Below are 17,629 nucleotides of genomic sequence, written 5' to 3'. Positions count from 1 at the left end.
GCCAGCGCGATGACCGGTCATCTCAGCGATACCGATCGTGCCCGCATGAACCGCGTCGGTGTGATGGCGTTGAGCGCGCAGCAGGGGCTGGAGCTGTTCGACACCGCAATCCTGGCCGGGCTGTCCGTGCCGGCGAGCTTGGTGCTGGCACTGCTGGATATCAAAGCCCTGCGGTCTTCGGCCGGAGCCGGCCGAGTCCCGGCGCTGCTTCGCGGACTGATACGACGCCCAGCCCGCCGCCCGCTGGCCTCCGCCCCCGGGAGCGGGTCGATGTTGTCCCGGCGGCTGTCCGGGGTGTCTGCGACAGAACGGCAGGCGGTGGTCTTGGAGGTGGTCCGCGGCGAAATCGCCGCAGTGCTGGGTTATTCCAGCCCCACCGCGGTGGACCCAGACCGGGCATTCACCGAAGCCGGATTCGACTCACTGACCGCGGTCGAACTCCGCAACCGGTTGGGGGCTGTGACCAGACTCCGGTTGCCGACCACGCTGGTGTTCGACCACCCGAACCCCGCCGCGCTGGCGGCCTACCTCGGAAAGCTCCTGACCGACGCCTATCAGGACGCTACCGAAGGTCCTTCGGGCGGATCGTCATCGACAACGCTGGGAACACTTCTGAGGCAAGCCAATCAGTCGAATGGGACACGCCAGTTTCTGGAACAGTTGACCGGACTGGCGGAATTCACACCGAAGTTCGAGAACCGTGAGAGCGCTGGCTGGGAGCTGGACGTGGTGCAGCTGGCACACGGTGATGCTGCTCCGACGTTGGTCTGTATACCGTCGATCCTGGCGACCTCGGGCCCGCACGAATATATGCGCCTTGCCAATTCGTTCGCAGGCGGCCGGGAGATACTGGCGCTGTCACTGCCCGGCTCGGACGGCAGGCGGCCGTTGCCTGCAACCTTCGAAGTCTTGATCCAGTCCATATCGGAGGCGGTTCAGACTCACATGCACGGCAAGAGCTACACGCTTGTCGGACATTCCACCGGCGGAGCGCTGGCCCATGCGATGGCGCAGCATCTGGAGGGTGCCGAGAATCCGCCGGTCGCAACCGTTTTGATCGACACCTATTCCATCGACGGCGACTTGCTACAGGGAATCGCCGACCAGGTGATCGGTGACATGCTGAATCCATCGGAAGGCATCTCGACCGTCGATGACGGCCGGCTGCTCGCGATGAGTGCATACGTGAGTCTGCTGACCGGCTGGGAGCCGACAAGAAGTGCGACTCCGACACTGTTGCTGCAGGCCATCGAGCCGATGATGTTTGGAACCATTCCGACGTATGCGGATTGGCGATATTCGAGCACTGTTCGTCGCGCGCCGGGAAACCATTTCAGCATGATGAAGGCGCACGTTTCCGAGCTGTCCGCGTTGATTGACGGATGGTTGGCGGAATTCTTTTGACGTTGTACGAGGTTCTCGGTGCCGCAGATGCGAACGTCAAAGGCGCATCAAAGGGAGGGCCGAGGCTTGATGATCTGGAGGAGATATGACCAGCGAGACCTTCGCATCGCCGGAAGACCTCAACACTGCCTTTTTGGTCGACCAATACGGCACGTATGAGCGGCTTCACAAAATCGGCCCCATTCACAGGGTGAAGACATCAGACGGCGTGCACGCCTGGTTCGTGACGAGCTACGCCGAGGTGCGGCGCCTGATAGGAGACCGCCGGCTGGTTCGACGTCGCACAGACGCCGAAGGCGCACACTACGCTCTTCCGGCGCCACCACCGCTGACTAGTTCCGTGCTGTGCCAAGACCCGCCCGCGCACACTCGACTGCGCAAGCACATGAACAAGGCGTTCAGCGTTGCGCGAGTTGACGCGATGACGCCGCGCATCCAGGAGGTGGCGACCGGTTTGGCCGATGACCTCGAGCGTGGGACCGTGGTGGACTTCATGGCGGAATTCGCGGCGCCGCTGCCTATCACGGTCATTGCCGAGGTGCTGGGCATTCCGGAAACAGATCGCCATGGACTGCGGACCTGGGGCGACCAGATCCTGAGTATGGATCCCGCACAGATGCAACAGGGCGGTGCGCAAATGAATCAGTTCCTGATGGCGCTGATGGCCGAAAAGCGCGCGAACCCCGGCGACGACATATGGTCCGAATGGATGGCTACGCCTGACGGGGGCGGAGCGCCACTGAGTACCGAAGAGCTGCTCGGAATGGGCTACATCGTCCTGCTCGGCGGCTACGACCCGTCGGCGCGGGCGATCGGCTCATGTGTCCTCGCGCTGCTCTCGGATCCCGCGAAGATGGAGCTCCTGCGAGACAACATGGAGCTGATACCACGGGCGGTGGAAGAATTCCTGCGGCTGTACAGCTCGAATCACTCGGCGACGCCCCGTTTCGCCACCGAATCGATAGATGTTGCGGAGGTGACGATCGAGGCCGGGGACGTCGTCTTGCTGTCGATCGCGGCCGCGGACCGCGACCCCGCCCAGTTCGGCACACCGAACGCTGCGGAATTCGAAGGTCCGAACGGCCGGCACATCGCCTTCGGGCTGGGGCCGCACTACTGCCCCGGCGCGGAACTCTCCCGTCGCCAGGTCGCGATTTCCCTGGAAACCATCATTCGAAGGCTGCCAGACCTCCGGCTCGCGGCTCCACCCGCGGACATCGACCTGAGGGAGTCCTACTTCATCCGGACGCCCAATGTGTTGCCGGTGATCTGCCCATGACGTGGCGTCAACGATGATCAGGCGACATCCGTGTTTGTGGCGCAAGGCTTTACTGAGGGCCGGTCATCGGTGCGAAGCATGCGTTCCTTCCTCCTGCGGTATACAAGGCCCGGTTCCCGATCGCCCGTGTCGGCGGCACGGCAGAAATGGATCAAGCACACTTTTCGTGATCAAATCGGATCGTGGAGTTGAGGCCATGCGCGCAGACACTTCCACGACCGTGATTTCTGAAGGGTGCTGGAGGTTCCGGCGGGGGCTGCTGTCCCCGGAGAAGTCAGAGCGGCCGTACAGTGCTGCGTCGAACCTGGTTGTGGCACTGGCGACTACCGCGGCGGTGCTGGTCCGCCCGCGGTATCGGCGGGCAGGCACCAAGCGAGTCCACGATCCGCCGATTGCTGCGGCGCCTGGACGGCGACGCCTTCTCTGCCACCGTGAATGCATGGGTGTCGTTGCGCGCCAAAGCTACCGGTGGTGTCACCGTCCGTGATCGTCGAGGCCGCCCCGGCAACCTGCCGACCAGCACCCATACTCGCGCCATGTGACATGCCCGTTACCGGGCACCTCGGCATACCTGCATTTCAGCTTTCGCAGGCTATTCCACTCGTTCATCTGCAGAAAGGCGAGGCAGTGTACACCGCTATCTGCAGTGGACGGTTCACGCTGCGCTGTGTTAGCGTCCTCGAAGACCATCCAGTGTTGCCGTCACGTGATGCGTTGAGGGGGAATGGGTTTCAGGGTGGCTAGATCAACTTTTGCGGCCGCTATCGTTGGCATTTCCTACAGGGCAACGGGCGAGGCGGGTCTTGATCGCTTCGGTCAGCAGATGGGTGATGCGGGTGCCGTGGTCGGTGAACCTCTCCATGCGCGGAGCGCTATCAATGAGCGGGCAGGATTCGAAGATGCAACAGGGGATTTCGACGCGAGTTTCTTCGGAATCGTGTCAAATGAGGGACAGGCTGTCGATCCGCAGCTATTGCTGGCGCTGAAGCTGAGTTGGGAGGCGATCGAGGACGCGGCTCTGGCGGACGTAGTGCGCGGTGCGCGGCGCTGTGGGGTCTTCTTCGGCTGCACGGGCGGCGATCTTGCCGAAAGTGCGGCGTCCCGGCACATCTCGCACTACTTCGGATTCAGCGGCCCGAGCATCATGGTCGACAACGTCGAGGACTCGCTGGTAACAGTTCATCTGGCATTTGAGAGCCTGCGCTGCGGTGAGAGCGATATGGCTATGGCTGGCGGGTTGAGTCTCATTCCATTGCCGGCCGGAGGCGAACGGATTGAGCAGTTCGGCGGTATGGTGGTGCTGAAACCGCTGGCTCAGGCAGTTGCCGATGGCGACCGGATTCATGCCGTGATCCGTGGCAGTGCAAACGGCATTCGAACACGCATTGGTGCGATCGAGTCGAATGCAGGTCACGTGGAAGGCTCCGGTTTCGCAGGCCTCATCGAGACGGTGCTCTGTCTGGGCCGCCAGGAACCGATCGCCAGCCGCGGCGTCAAGGCGCGGAGTTCGCGAATTTCGCTCGGATACTTGGGGTTACGTGGCGTGTCGGACATCGATATCTGGTTGGAGAAGCCCCCCGTAGCCAGTAATGCCGAGTCCACGACAACCAGCGTCACTGGCGCAGTGCCGTGGGTGATAGCGGCCCGCAATGAGAGCGGCGTCGGTGTGCAGGCGGCCCGGCTGCTGGAGTGGATAGTGCGCCATCCGGAGCTGGATGTGGTCGATGTGGCGTATTCGCTACTGGCCACACGAACGCAATTGGAATGGCGCGGCAGCGTTGTCGGACGGGACCGAGCGGAGCTTCTGGTCGGATTAGCGGCCCTGGCCGATCCGGCCGCGCCCATGCCGGCGATTGAGCCGGCCACCGGGCGTGCCGAGCAGCGGCGGATAGCGTTCGTCTTCCCGGGTAACGGCAGTCAGTGGCAAGAGATGGCACGCGGACTGCTGGAGATGGGTGGTCCGTTCGCTGAGTCGATCGCGGAATGTGAAGCGGAGCTTGCGTCGTACGTAAACTGGTCGCTGACGGCGGTGCTGCGGTGTGAAGGTGATGCGCCGAGGCTCGACCGAGTGGATGTGGTGCAGCCGGCTCTATTCGCGGTGATGGTGTCACTGGCGCGGCTGTGGCGAGCGGCCGGTGTGGAGCCGGACGTGGTGATAGGCCATTCGCACGGTGAGATCGCCGCCGCCCACGTCGCCGGTGGACTGTCGTTGTCCGATGCGACGCGGGTGGTGGCGCTCCGGTCGCGGGCGCTCGCCGACGAGTTAGCCGGACAGGGCGCAATGGCTTCGATCGGACTCGACGCGGACGCGGTCCGGGAACATCTTGCGGCATATGGGGATCGGCTGTCGCTGGCGGCAGTGAACGGACCCGCACACAGTGTGGTGTCCGGTGACGTTTCGGCGGTGGAGGACTTCCTCGCGGACTGCGCCCGCAACAGTGTGCGGGCCTACCGGGTCGCGATCGATTACGCGTCGCATTCGACGGCGGTCGAGCGGATCCGCGATCGGCTGCTTGAGGAGCTGGAGCCGATTCGCCCACAATCAGGGTCGGTGCCGTTCTTTTCGACGGTCCTCGCCGACCAGGTGGATACCGCTGCACTGGACGCCGAGTACTGGTATCGGGCAGAGCGGGAACCGGTTCGATTCACCGATGCCGTCACGGCGCTGATCGCCGACGATATCACCGGATTCCTCGAGGTCGGCGCGCATCCCGTGCTCACGATGGATATCGCCCGGATCGCCGAGGCGGCCGGTGCGGGCCAGGAGGTATTCGTCGGTGAATCGCTGCGACGCGGTGAGGGAGGCCCGGAACGGTTCCTGGCGTCGCTGGCACAGGCGTACTGCGCCGGTATGCCAGTGAACCCGCACGCGCTGGTCCCCGGAGGGGCGCCGGTCGACCTGCCGCTGTACACGGTCGGGCACAGTGAAATCCGTACCGACGGCTCCTTGGCGCGGACCTTGCTCTCCACCCCCGAATATCAGCGCGACAGGGTAGTTCTCGATATCGTACGCGAACATGCCGCTGCGCTGTCGGAACACGAGTCGACCCGATCGATCGACCCCGGCTTGCCGTTCACCGAGTTCGGCATCGACTCCGTCGGTGCCGTGGAGCTGCGGAACCGACTGATCCGCGCCACCGGTGTATCGCTGCCGGCCTCGCTCATCTTCGATCATCCGACCCCACATGCGGTGGCGGCGCTGCTGCGCGCTCGGGTCGAAGGCACCGACCCTGGCGCATACCGGGTGACGCGGCGGAGCGCCACCGATGAACCCATTGCCATCGTCGGTATCGGCGCCCGGTTCCCCGGTGGTGTGCGCTCGGCCGAGGAGCTGTGGGATCTGGTGGACGCCGGTCGCGATGTGATCGGCGAATTCCCCACCGACCGCGGTTGGGACATGGACCAGTTGTTCGATCCGGATCCCGATAAACCAGGCACGGTTTACACGCGTCACGGTGGATTCCTCAGCGGCGCAGGTGATTTCGACCCAGGCTTCTTCGGCATCAGCCCGCGCGAAGCCTGGGCGATGGATCCGCAGCAACGGCAGTGGCTAGAGACATCGTGGGAAGCCCTCGAAGACGCCGGCATCGACCCGGTATCGCTGCGCGGCAGTGATACCGGTGTGTTCGTCGGCGCCTGCTCGTCGGGTTACTCCCGCCGGGTGGTCGGTGATCTGGAGGGTTACCGGCTGACCGGCACGTCACACAGCGTTATCTCCGGCCGCGTCGCGTACGTGCTCGGTCTGGAAGGTCCGGCTGTGACGGTGGATACGGCGTGTTCGTCGTCGCTGGTGGCTCTGCATCTGGCCTGCCAGGCCTTGCGCGAGGGCGACAGCTCGCTGGTACTTGCCGGTGGGGTGAGCATCGCGGCCAGTCCGTATCTGTACGTGGACTTCGCCCGTCAGCGTGGTCTGTCACCGGACGGCCGGTGCAAGGCGTTTTCGGCCGACGCCGACGGTGTGGTCTGGTCCGAGGGGGCGGGTGTGCTTGTGCTGGAGCGGCTTTCGGATGCGCACCGGCTCGGCCACGAGGTTCTGGCGGTTGTTCGCGGCAGCGCGGTGAACCAGGACGGCGCGAGCAACGGTCTGACCGCGCCGAATGGTCCGGCGCAGGAACGGGTTATCGCTCAGGCCCTCGCCAATGCAGGGCTCTCGGCCAGCGATGTGGACGCCGTGGAGGCGCACGGCACCGGAACGGCCCTGGGTGATCCCATCGAGGCACAGGCGTTGATCAATGCTTACGGGCGCGATCGCGACGATCGGAAGCCGGTGCGGATCGGTTCCTTGAAATCGAATATCGGCCATGCGGTCGCCGCCGCCGGAGTGGCCGGAGTGGTCAAGATGGTGCAGGCGATGAGGCACGAGCGGTTGCCGCGGACGTTGCATGCCGAGACGCCGTCGCCGCACGTGGACTGGTCCGCGGGCGCGGTGCGTCTGTTGACCGAGGCCGAACCCTGGATTGCGGGCGATCGACCGCGTCGGGCAGGTGTGTCGTCGTTCGGGATCAGCGGCACCAATGCGCATGTGATCCTCGAGGAGGCACCTGCCGCGCCGGTGGCGGCCGTCGAGGTCGGCACCGAAGACGTTGCGGGGCATCCGAATATCACTGTTCCGGTCATCCCATTGCTAGTGTCCGGTAAAGGCGAGGCGGGTCTGCGTGCGCAGGCCGCGCAGTTGCGTGCCTGGTTGTCGGAGCGGTCGGAGATCGACGTCGCGGATGCGGCACATGCGTTGGCGACATCGCGGGCGCAGTGGGATACGCGCAGCGTGGTCCTCGGTCGTGATCGGGACGAGTTGCTCGCGCGGTTGGCGACTCTTGCCGAATCCGGGACCGGTATCGGTGTGATCGACGGTGCCGCCGTTTCGGTGCAGACGGCCTTTCTATTCACCGGCCAAGGCGCTCAACGGATCGGCATGGGTGCCGGCCTGTACGAGACGTTCCCGGCATTCGCGGGCGCGTTGGATGCGGTATGTGCCCAGTTCGATCCGATACTGGAGTGCTCGCTACGAGAACTCATGTTCAGCGACGAAACCGGCGCCACGACGTTGGATCGAACCGAGTTCACCCAGCCCGCGCTGTTCGCCTTCGAGGTGGCGCTCGTTCGCCTGCTGGAGGCGTTCGGTGTCACCCCGAGTGTGCTGATCGGCCATTCGATCGGAGAACTCGCCGCTGCGTATCTGGCAGGCTTGTGGTCGCTCGAGGATGCGTGTCGACTGGTCGCGGCGCGCGGCCGCCTCATGGGTGCGTTGGCCGAGGGTGGCGCGATGTTGGCCATCGCTGCATCTGAACGCGAAGTGAACGATGTCGTCGGTCGCCATCCTGGCCGAGTGTCGGTCGCCGCGGTGAATGCTCCGACGGCTCTGGTCATCTCAGGTGACGTGGACGCAGTCATCGAGATCGAGGCCTACTTCGTCGGACGTGGCGTGAAGACCTCGCGACTGCGGGTCAGCCATGCCTTCCACTCGCATCGGATGGAGCCGATGCTGGCCGAATTCGAGTCTGTAGCAAAGGAACTGACATACAATCAGCTACGCGTGCCCGTGGTGTCGAATGTGTCCGGTCAACTGGCTGGAGACGAATTGCTGAAACCCTCCTATTGGATCCGGCAGGTGCGGGCTGCGGTGCGATTCGCTCCTGGCATCGAAACACTGATCGCCTCGGGTGTTCGTCGATTCCTGGAGGTGGGCCCCGACGCGGTGCTGGCGACGATGACCCGCCAGAACCTTCCGGAGGGCTCGGAGTCGGTGGTGGCCGCAGCCGCACGCCGGGATCGCGATGAGCCCCAACAGTTCCTGACCCTGCTAGCGCACGCGCACACCTCCGGTGCAAACGTGGATTGGACGCCGCTGTTTCGCCGCGCGCCGATTCGGCGAGCTCCCTTGCCCACGTATGCCTTCCAGCACCAGCGTTTCTGGTTGCCGTCACGTCCCGAAGCCACCGGCGACAGCCTCGGCCACAAGTTGCTCACCGGTGTGGTGCCGGTCGCGGGCACGGACGAATTCGTTTTCACCGGCCGGTTCTCGCTGGCCGCCGACCCGTGGATCGCCGACCACCAGTCCTACGGCACCGTGGTGCTACCGAGTGCGGCCGTGGTCGAGTTCCTGCTCGCTGCGGGTAGGAGAATCGCGTGCGGTGTCGTCGAAGAACTGACCATCGAGGCCCCGATCCCGCCGTCGGAGGACGATGAGGTCGAACTGCAAGTGTCGGTAGGGGAGGCGGACGGAACCGGTCGACGGCAATTTGGCTTCTACTTCCGCCGGACCGGCCGTCAGGCGGGTGAATGGCAGCGTAACGCCAGCGGCGTACTCGCCCCCGCCTGGGACGGCGATGATTCGCTACTTGACCGGCTGCGGGATGAGCCCTGGCCGCCGGTTGATGCCGAGACCCTCGACCCTGCACGGATCCCCGAGCGGATCGCGCAAGCCTCCGGACTCGAATACGGCCCCGCCTTGATCGGTGTCGACGCCGCATGGCGGCGCGGTGGGACTCTGTTCTCCGAGATCACCCTCAATACCGCCGCCGCGCCCGAGCCGGAGCGGTTCGATCTGCATCCGGCCCTGCTCGATCTGGTGATGCACGCCGGGCTGGCCGGACTGCTGTGGCCCGATCAGGACGGGGACCCGAGCACGGGCTGGTTGTTGTTTCGCTGGGCCGGAGCGCGACTGCATCGGCCGTCGGTCCGGGCGACAACGCTGCGAGTCATTGCCGTGGCGAGCGGGGCGGAGACAATTTCCCTTGCGGCCACGGATGATTTGGGACATCCCGTGGTGTCCGTCGACGCGGTCGTCATGCGGCCTTATGACGTGCAACAGCTGCGCGCCACGCTGGCCGGTGCGACCGCCGACCTCTACGACGTCCAGTGGTCACCCGCGTCGGCAGCGGCATCGGGCATGTCCGCGGACCGGATGGCTGTACTCGGTCCGCGGCCGGTAGCCGGAATTGGCACCGTGTCGTCCAGCGTTTCGGAACTGGCCGCTGCGGAAGCTATTCCGGAGGTCGTGGTCTGGCAGCCGGAGACCGACGCCGCCGGCGACGATCCGGCGGCCGCTCGGGGCCGGCTGGAGGCGGTGCTGGCGACGGTGCAGGCATGGCTGGCCGAGGATCGTCTGGTCGACAGTCAGCTGGTCGTCGTGACGGTGAACGGTGCCGCCCTGCCGGGTGAATCACCAGATCTCGTCGCGGCGTCCGTCTGGGGCATGCTACGCAGCGCGCAATCCGAATATCCGGGCCGGCTCGTTCTCGTCGACGCCGATCCGTCTGCGCCCCTCGATGATCCAAAGCTGATCGGTACGGTGATAGAGGCTGGCGAACCGCAGGTGGCGGTGCGTGCCGGAGCCTTGCTCGTTCCCCGACTGGCCCGGGCACGAACCGAGCGTGGCGCCGAGCGGGGGCCAGCCTTCGGCACTGGTACGGTTCTGATCACCGGCGGCACTGGCGGCCTCGGCGCACTGGTGGCTCGACACCTGGTTACCGCGCACGGTGTCCGCCACCTCTTGCTGGTGTCCCGGCGTGGCGAAACAGCCGACGGCGTCGGGGAACTGGTGTCCGAGCTGTCGGAGGCCGGCGCCACCGTCCGCGTGGCGGCCTGCGATGTGGGCGATCGAGATGCCCTCGGTGCTCTGCTGGACTCGGTAGTGGCCGATCATCCGCTGACCGGCGTGGTCCATGCAGCGGGCGTCCTCGAGGACGGCACTTTTGCGGGCCTCACCGTCGAGCAGCTGCGCCGAGTCTTCGACTCGAAGGCCGCTGCTGCGTGGCACCTACACAACCTCACTCAAGACCGTGACCTGTCCGCCTTCGTGTTGTTCTCGTCCATCGCGGCGACGATCGGCTCGGCGGGACAAGGAAATTACGCGGCAGCCAATGCGTTCCTCGACGCGCTGGCGTACCGTCGGCGAGCCGTCAGGCAGTCTGCGACGTCGCTGGCCTGGGGGCCCTGGAACGCCGCCGGTGGCATGACAGGCACCTTGGATCGCAGCGCCGTCGCCCGCTGGGAGAGGCTCGGTCTTCATCCCCTCGCGAACGACGAGGGTCTGCGGCTGTTCGATGTGGCCACCGGTTGCACCGCCTCACACCTGGCGGCGATTCGGTTCGACCCGGCGCAACTACGGCGTGAGGCGCGCGGCGGTGCGGCGCCGGCGGTGCTGCGCGGATTCCTGCCCCGCACCACGAACCGGACTGCGGCACAGTCGAGTTCGCTGGCTGCGCGACTGAGCCGAGTGCCGGAGGCCCAACGCCCGGAGGCGGTGCTCGACCTGGTCCGGGAGCATGCTGCGGCGGTGCTGGGACACGGTTCCGCCGAAGATGTCGGTCCCGCCGAGCGATTCGATACCCTTGGATTCGATTCGCTCGCCGGGGTCGAGTTCCGCAACCGGCTGTCGAAGTCCACCGGCGTCAGGCTGCCGTCCACCCTCGTGTTCGACCACCCGACGGCTGCAGCGGTCGCCTCCTTGCTGCTCGCCACGATTCAAGGAACGGACTCCAGTACCAGGACCGCGCGGCCGTCGCGGCGAGTACGTGCGGACGAACCCATCGCGATCGTGGGCATGGCCTGCCGCTACCCCGGCGGCGTCCAATCGCCGGATGCACTCTGGGATCTGGTTGCCTGCGGTAGGGACGCGACTGGTGAGTTCCCCTCGGATCGTGGCTGGGATCTGGAGCGGCTGTTCGACCCGGATCCGGATAGGCCGGGGACGGTGTATGTCCGGCGTGGTGGATTCCTCTATGACGCAGGCAATTTCGATCCCGACTTCTTCGGAATCGGTCCGCGCGAAGCGTCGGCGATGGACCCGCAGCAACGATTGCTGCTTGAGGTGTCCTGGGAAGCGCTCGAGCACGCGAGGCTGGACCCGACATCGTTGCGTGGCAGCGACACCGGTGTCTACACGGGCGTGATGTATCAGGACTACGAGGCGGTGACGGGTAAGGCTGGGCCTGACGTCGAGGGGTACCTCCTCACCGGTGGCCTGGGGAGCGTGGCCTCTGGCCGGGTGGCCTACGCACTGGGTCTGGAAGGGCCCGCGATGACCGTGGACACCGCGTGTTCGTCATCGCTGGTGGCGCTGCATTTGGCTTGCCAGGCATTGCGTCAGGGAGAGAGCTCGCTGGCCTTGGTCGGTGGCGCGACCGTCATGGCGACTCCGATGGTTTTCCAGGAGTTTTCGCGACAGCGTGGCCTGGCTCGGGACGGCCGGTGCAAATCGTTCTCCGCTGCCGCCGACGGCGTCGCCTGGTCCGAGGGCGCGGCGGTGCTGGTGGTAGAACGCCTCTCGGATGCGCGTCGGCTGGGCCACGATGTGCTGGCGGTGGTGCGCGGCAGCGCGATCAACCAGGACGGTGCGAGCAACGGCTTGACCGCGCCGAACGGTCCGGCGCAGCAGCGGGTGATCGAGGCCGCGCTGGCGAATGCCGGATTGGCCGCGCACGACGTGGATGTCGTCGAGGCGCACGGGACCGGAACGGCTTTGGGCGACCCGATCGAGGTGCAGGCGCTGATCGCCACCTATGGGCAGAACCGAACGGGAGAACCGCTCGGGCTCGGCTCGCTCAAGTCGAATATCGGTCACTCACAGGCGGCGGCGGGTATCGGTGGCGTGATCAAGATGGTGCAGGCGCTTCGGCACCAGACGCTGCCAAAGACATTGCACGTGGATTCGTTGTCGCCGCACGTGGATTGGTCGGCGGGTGCGGTGCGGGTATTGACCGAGATGCGGGCATGGCCGGCCGGTGACCGGGTGCGGCGGGCCGGGGTGTCGTCCTTCGGCATAAGTGGCACCAACGCACATGTGATCATCGAAGAGGCCCCGCCTCGGCCAGTTTCGATGCACCAGCCAGTTTCGCAGCACCAGCCGGACCTGGATGCCGCCGTCGTGCCCTGGGTGGTGTCGGCCAAATCGGAGGCGGGCTTGCAGGCACAGGCGGAGCGCCTGCGGGCATGGGCGGCCGATCGTGCGGAGGCCGACATCTGGTCGGTGGCACGGTCATTGGTGGACTCGCGGGCATTGCTGGACCATCGGGCGGTCGTCATCGGCCGAAACCGGGACGAGTTGCTGTCGGGTCTTGCCGATCTCGCCACGGGCTCGTCGGGCGCGATCGAGGGGACGACCGGTTCGGGGAAGACCGCTTTCCTGTTCACTGGCCAGGGTGCGCAGCGGGTTGGGATGGGCGCGGGGCTGTACAAAGCGTTCCCGGTGTTCGCGGCGGCGCTCGACGAGGTGTGCGTGGCGATCGACGCTTTGATGGGCCGGTCGCTGAAAGACCTGATGTTCACCGACGCCGACAGTGTGCTGGATCGGACCGAATTCACACAACCTGCGCTGTTCGCGTTCGAGGTGGCCTCGTTCCGGTTGTTCGAATCGTTCGGTGTGACACCGGATCTGCTGATCGGGCATTCGATCGGCGAGTTGGCGGCGGCGTATGCCGCGGGCGTGTGGTCGCTCGCGGACGCGAGTGCGCTGGTTGTCGCGCGCGGCCGGTTGATGGGCGCCCTGCCCGCGGGCGGGGCGATGCTCGCGGTCGCGGTGCCCGAGGCCGAGATGGCCGAGGTGCTCGCCGCGTATGGTGGGCGGGTGTCGTTGGCAGCAGTCAACGGCCCGTCGTCGGTGGTGCTGTCCGGCGCGGCCTCTGCCCTGGACGAGATCGGTGAACGACTGGCCGGGCAAGGCGTGAAGACCTCCCGGCTGCGGGTCAGTCATGCGTTCCATTCGGTCCTGATGGAGTCGATGCTGGACGAGTTTCGTTCCATCGCAGCGGGATTGACGTATCATCAGCCGCTACTGCCGATCGTATCGAACGTTTCGGCAGCCCTGGTGGGCGCCGAACTGACCGATCCCGAGTACTGGGTCGCGCAGGTGCGAACGGCTGTCCGATTCGCGCCAGGAATCGAGGTCCTGATCGACTCAGGTGCGCGGCGGTTCGTCGAGATCGGACCGGACGCCGTGCTGGCCGCGATGACTCGGCAGTGCTTAGCCGAAACTCCGGGCGCCGAAGCGAAATCGACGGTGGTCGCGGCCGCCCGCCGTTCGGTCGACGAGCCGACTCAGTTCGTGTCCGCGCTGGCGCAGGCCGCTGTCGTTGGTATCAAGGTGGATTGGACGCCCCTGTACGCGCACCGCCCCACGGATCGGATCACGTTGCCCACATACGCGTTCCGGCATGAACGCTATTGGGCGCAGCCGGTCGACGTACCGAATCCGCGGCAGTCGGGCCTGGACGAGGCGGGGCATCCGTTGCTGATCGCGCAGCTCCGGTTGCCGGACTCCGACGATGTGGTGCTCACCGGGAGGCTATCGCAAGCTGCGCACCCTTGGCTGGCCGATCACGCAGTCGGCGGGGTGGTGTTGCTGCCCGGCGCCGCTCTCGTGGAGCTGGCGCTGCACGTGGGAACGGTGGTGGACTGTCCGCGATTGGCCGAACTGGTGATTGAGGCACCTTTGCCGATCCCGGCCGTCGGGGCCGTCGATCTGCGGGTCGTGGCGGGCGGATCGGATGCGACCGGCACCCGGACGGTGTCGGTGTTCTCGCGATCTGCGGATTCACCCGGTGACGGTGCGGCGCAGTGGATTCGACACGCGGTCGCAACGGTCGACGCCGGGTCAGGCACGCCATCGGCTGAATCCGATCCGGTGAGCTGGCCACCCGCGGGTGCGACGCCGGTCGCGATCGATCACGCCTATGCGGACCTGGCCGAGCGGGGCTACGAGTACGGGCCAGCGTTCCGCGGGCTGACCGCCCTGTGGCACCACGATGATGCGGTGGTCGCCGAAGTCGTCCTACCGGAGACCACTGGATCGGGCAGCGTGGCATTCGGTGTGCATCCGGCCCTGCTGGACGCCGCACTGCACGCGATCCTGCTTGGTGGGCTGGTTCCCGAAGCTACGGCCGGTGTGGTCGCCGTGCCGTTCTCGTGGGAGAACGTTACCCTGTATGCGACGGGCGCGACGACCCTGCGCGTCCGCGTCGCCAAGACCGGCTCCGGGCCACGTGGTGAGCGGCTAGCCGTAACCCTCGCCGACCCGGCCGGTCAGGCGGTAGCGGAGGTGGAGGCGCTGACGCTGCGGACCGTAGCGGCCGAGGCCTTCGGTGTGGCGCGGCCTCGCACCGAGGGCGTTGGCTATGAGATGAACTGGATCGCGCTACCGCAGTCCGCGGGCGAACTCGGGGCGGCAGACGTCTGGAATCGCACCGATGACGGCGAGACCGTGACGATCAGGGCCCAGGCCGCGACGGTGCTGCGGCTCGACTGCACCGCCATCGAGGGCGACTTGCCCACGGCGGTGCAGGATCTCGTCACCGACCTCGCCGCACGGGTGCAACAGTTGCTGACGGCGGACCGGCGCATCGTAGCAGTGACCCGGCAAGCGGTCGCGGTTCATCCGCACGAGCAGGTTGACCTGTCCACAGCCGCGGTGTGGGGTCTGCTGCGCACCGCGCAGAGCGAGAACCCCGACCGGATCATCCTCGTCGACGTCGATGACTCGGCAGCCTATCGGCCCGCCGTGACTCTGGCGCTGGCTCTGGGTAGCGAGCCGCAGCTGGCCCTGCGACAGGGGAAAGCCTTTGCGCCGCGCCTGAACCGCGCTGTTTCGAACACGCTCGATGTCACATCACGAGAGACTCCGGCATGGGCGCTGACGCTGGGCGGCACGGGCACGTTGACCGCGGACAACTTCGCCCTCAGAGCCTGTCCGAGCGCGTTGGAACCGCTTGCGCCAGGGCAGGTCCGGGTGAGCGTGCGGTCGGTCGGCCTCAACTTCCGCGATGTGCTGATGGCACTCGGCACCTACCCGGACAAGGCCGGTCGGCCCGGCGGCGAAGGCGCCGGTGTCGTCGTGGAGGTCGCACCGGATGTGACCGAATTCGTGCCCGGTGACCGGGTTTTCGGATTTATCCCGGGTGTCGCATCGATGGCGGTGGTCGATCGTCGGCTGCTCGCGTCGATGCCGCGCGGCTGGTCGTTCGCCCGGGCCGCGGCCATTCCCATCGCTTACGCGACCGCCTACTACGGCCTGGTCGATCTGGCCAGGGCGCGGCCGGGCGAGACGCTGTTACTGCACGCGGCGACCGGAGGTGTCGGCTTGGCGGCTGTGCAAATCGCGCAGCACCTCGGATTGCGGATGATGGTCACCGCCAGCGAGCCGAAGTGGAATGTGTTGCGCGATCTGGGATTCGACGACACAGCCATCGGCAACTCGCGCACGTTGGATTTCGAGCAGCGGTTCCTCGACGCCACCGACGGTCGCGGAGTGGACATCGTCCTGGATTCGCTGGCAGGTGAATTCGTGGACGCGTCGCTGCGGCTGCTGCCACGCGGCGGGCGGTTCGTCGAGATGGGCATGGTCGACCGGCGTGATCCGGGAGAGGTGGCCGCCGAGTATCCGGGCGTGGACTACCACGGCTTCATGCTGATGGAGGCGGGCCCGGATCGGCTGCACGAGATTCTGACGACGCTGGTCGAGCTCTTCGAGGTCGGGGCGCTGACCCCGTCCCCGACCGTCGCGTGGGATCTGCGACAAACCCCGGACGCCTACCGGTATCTGAGCCAGGCCCGGCACATCGGCAAAAACGTGCTCACCGTCTCGGCGCCGTTGCGGCCCGAGGGCACGGTGCTGATCACCGGCGGCACCGGAGGATTGGGAGCGGTCGCCGCGCGGCACCTGATCACCGTGCACGGTGTGCGCAGGCTGATCCTGGCGGGCCGACGTGGTCCGGACGCACCCGGCGCGGCCGAGCTCGCCGCCGAGCTGATCGAACTCGGTGCGCACGTGGACGTCGTCGCATGCGACGCGGCCGATCGAGCTGCAGTGGATGCGGTGCTGGCGGCAATCCCGGAGCGGCATCCGCTGACCGCCGTCGTGCATGCGGCGGGCGTGCTGGCCGACGGGCTGCTCGCCACCATGACGCGCAAGCAGATAGCAAGGGTGTTGCGGCCCAAGGTGAATGCGGCCTGGAATCTGCACGAGGCGACCAAGGACATGGACCTGTCGGCATTCGTGCTGTACTCCTCGATCTCGGGCGTGATCGGCAATCCGGGCCAGGCGAACTATGCGGCCGCCAATGCCTTCCTCGATGCGCTGGCGCACCACCGGCAGATGCACGGCCTACCCGCGACGTCAGTGGTCTGGGGGCCATGGGAGCAGAGCGGCGGTATGACCGATCGGCTCGGCGTGGCCGACCTCGCTCGCCTGCGGCGTGAAGGTCTGCTTCCGCTGGGCGACGAGGCCGGCATGGCGCTGTTCGACGCGGCACTGGCGGGCGGGCGATCGGTGTTCGTGGCCGTCCGGATCGACGGGACTGCACTGGGTCAGGCACATCCCGATGACGTGCGCGCAGTCATGCGCGGCCTGTCAAGGCCCTCGAATCGCCGGGTGGCCGAAACCGCCGGTGTACCGACGACAGCGGCGAACGGCTCCGCGCCTCTGGTCGCACAACTGCTCGGTCGTCCGATCCCCGAGCAGGAACGCGTCCTGCTCGGCGTGATCCGGGCCCAGGCCTCGGTCGTGCTGGGACACGCCAGTGCGGACTCGACTCCGCCGGACAGGCCGTTCACCGATATCGGGTTCGACTCGCTCGCCGTCATGGAATTTCGCAACCGGCTGAAATCGGCTGTCGGCGTGCCGTTGTCCGCGACCGCGGTGTTCGACCATCCGACTCCGGAGGCGCTGGCCACTCACCTGCGGCAGGAGATCGTTCCGGTCGACAACCCCGCGGAACGTCTTGTAGCCGAGATTGATTCGCTGGCGCGCGGTCTCACCACGACCGAACTCTCCGCCGCGGACCGGTCGGATATTGCACACCGGTTGACCGGGCTGCTGCGTGAGCTCGAAGGAAAAAAATACGGCGACCCGGCGCTGGGCGGTGGTGCCGACAGTCTCGACACCGCGGACGACCGTGAGCTTTTCGACTTCATCGACCAAATCAGTTGACGTACTTTCAACGACCTCCCTGC

3 protein-coding genes and 1 pseudogene are annotated in these 17,629 nt (G+C 66.3%); all 4 read left to right on the top strand.

All coding sequences use genetic code 11. The annotated features are described in order from the left end of the window. The coding region (locus AC3EO7_RS35965) for an alpha/beta fold hydrolase (protein WP_435593650.1) at positions 1-1,404 on the top strand (1,404 nt) is incomplete at its 5' end. 85 nt (positions 1,405-1,489) lie between these two features. Further along, positions 1,490-2,683, top strand: a complete 1,194-nt coding sequence (locus AC3EO7_RS35960; RefSeq protein WP_435593649.1) for a cytochrome P450 family protein — start codon at positions 1,490-1,492, stop codon at positions 2,681-2,683. Between the two features lie 823 nt (positions 2,684-3,506). Then, positions 3,507-4,478 (top strand): annotated as a pseudogene (locus tag AC3EO7_RS35955) (beta-ketoacyl synthase N-terminal-like domain-containing protein); the annotation flags it as partial. Positions 4,479-4,526: 48 nt separating this feature from the next. Continuing rightward, a complete protein-coding gene (locus tag AC3EO7_RS35950) occupies positions 4,527-17,606 on the top strand; it encodes an SDR family NAD(P)-dependent oxidoreductase (protein ID WP_488186319.1) in 13,080 nt (4,359 codons plus the stop codon). The last annotated feature ends 23 nt before the right edge of the window (positions 17,607-17,629 follow it).

It is taken from the genome of Nocardia sp. bgisy118 (assembly GCF_057708605.1).
This window is presented reverse-complemented; position numbering and strand designations above follow the sequence as displayed.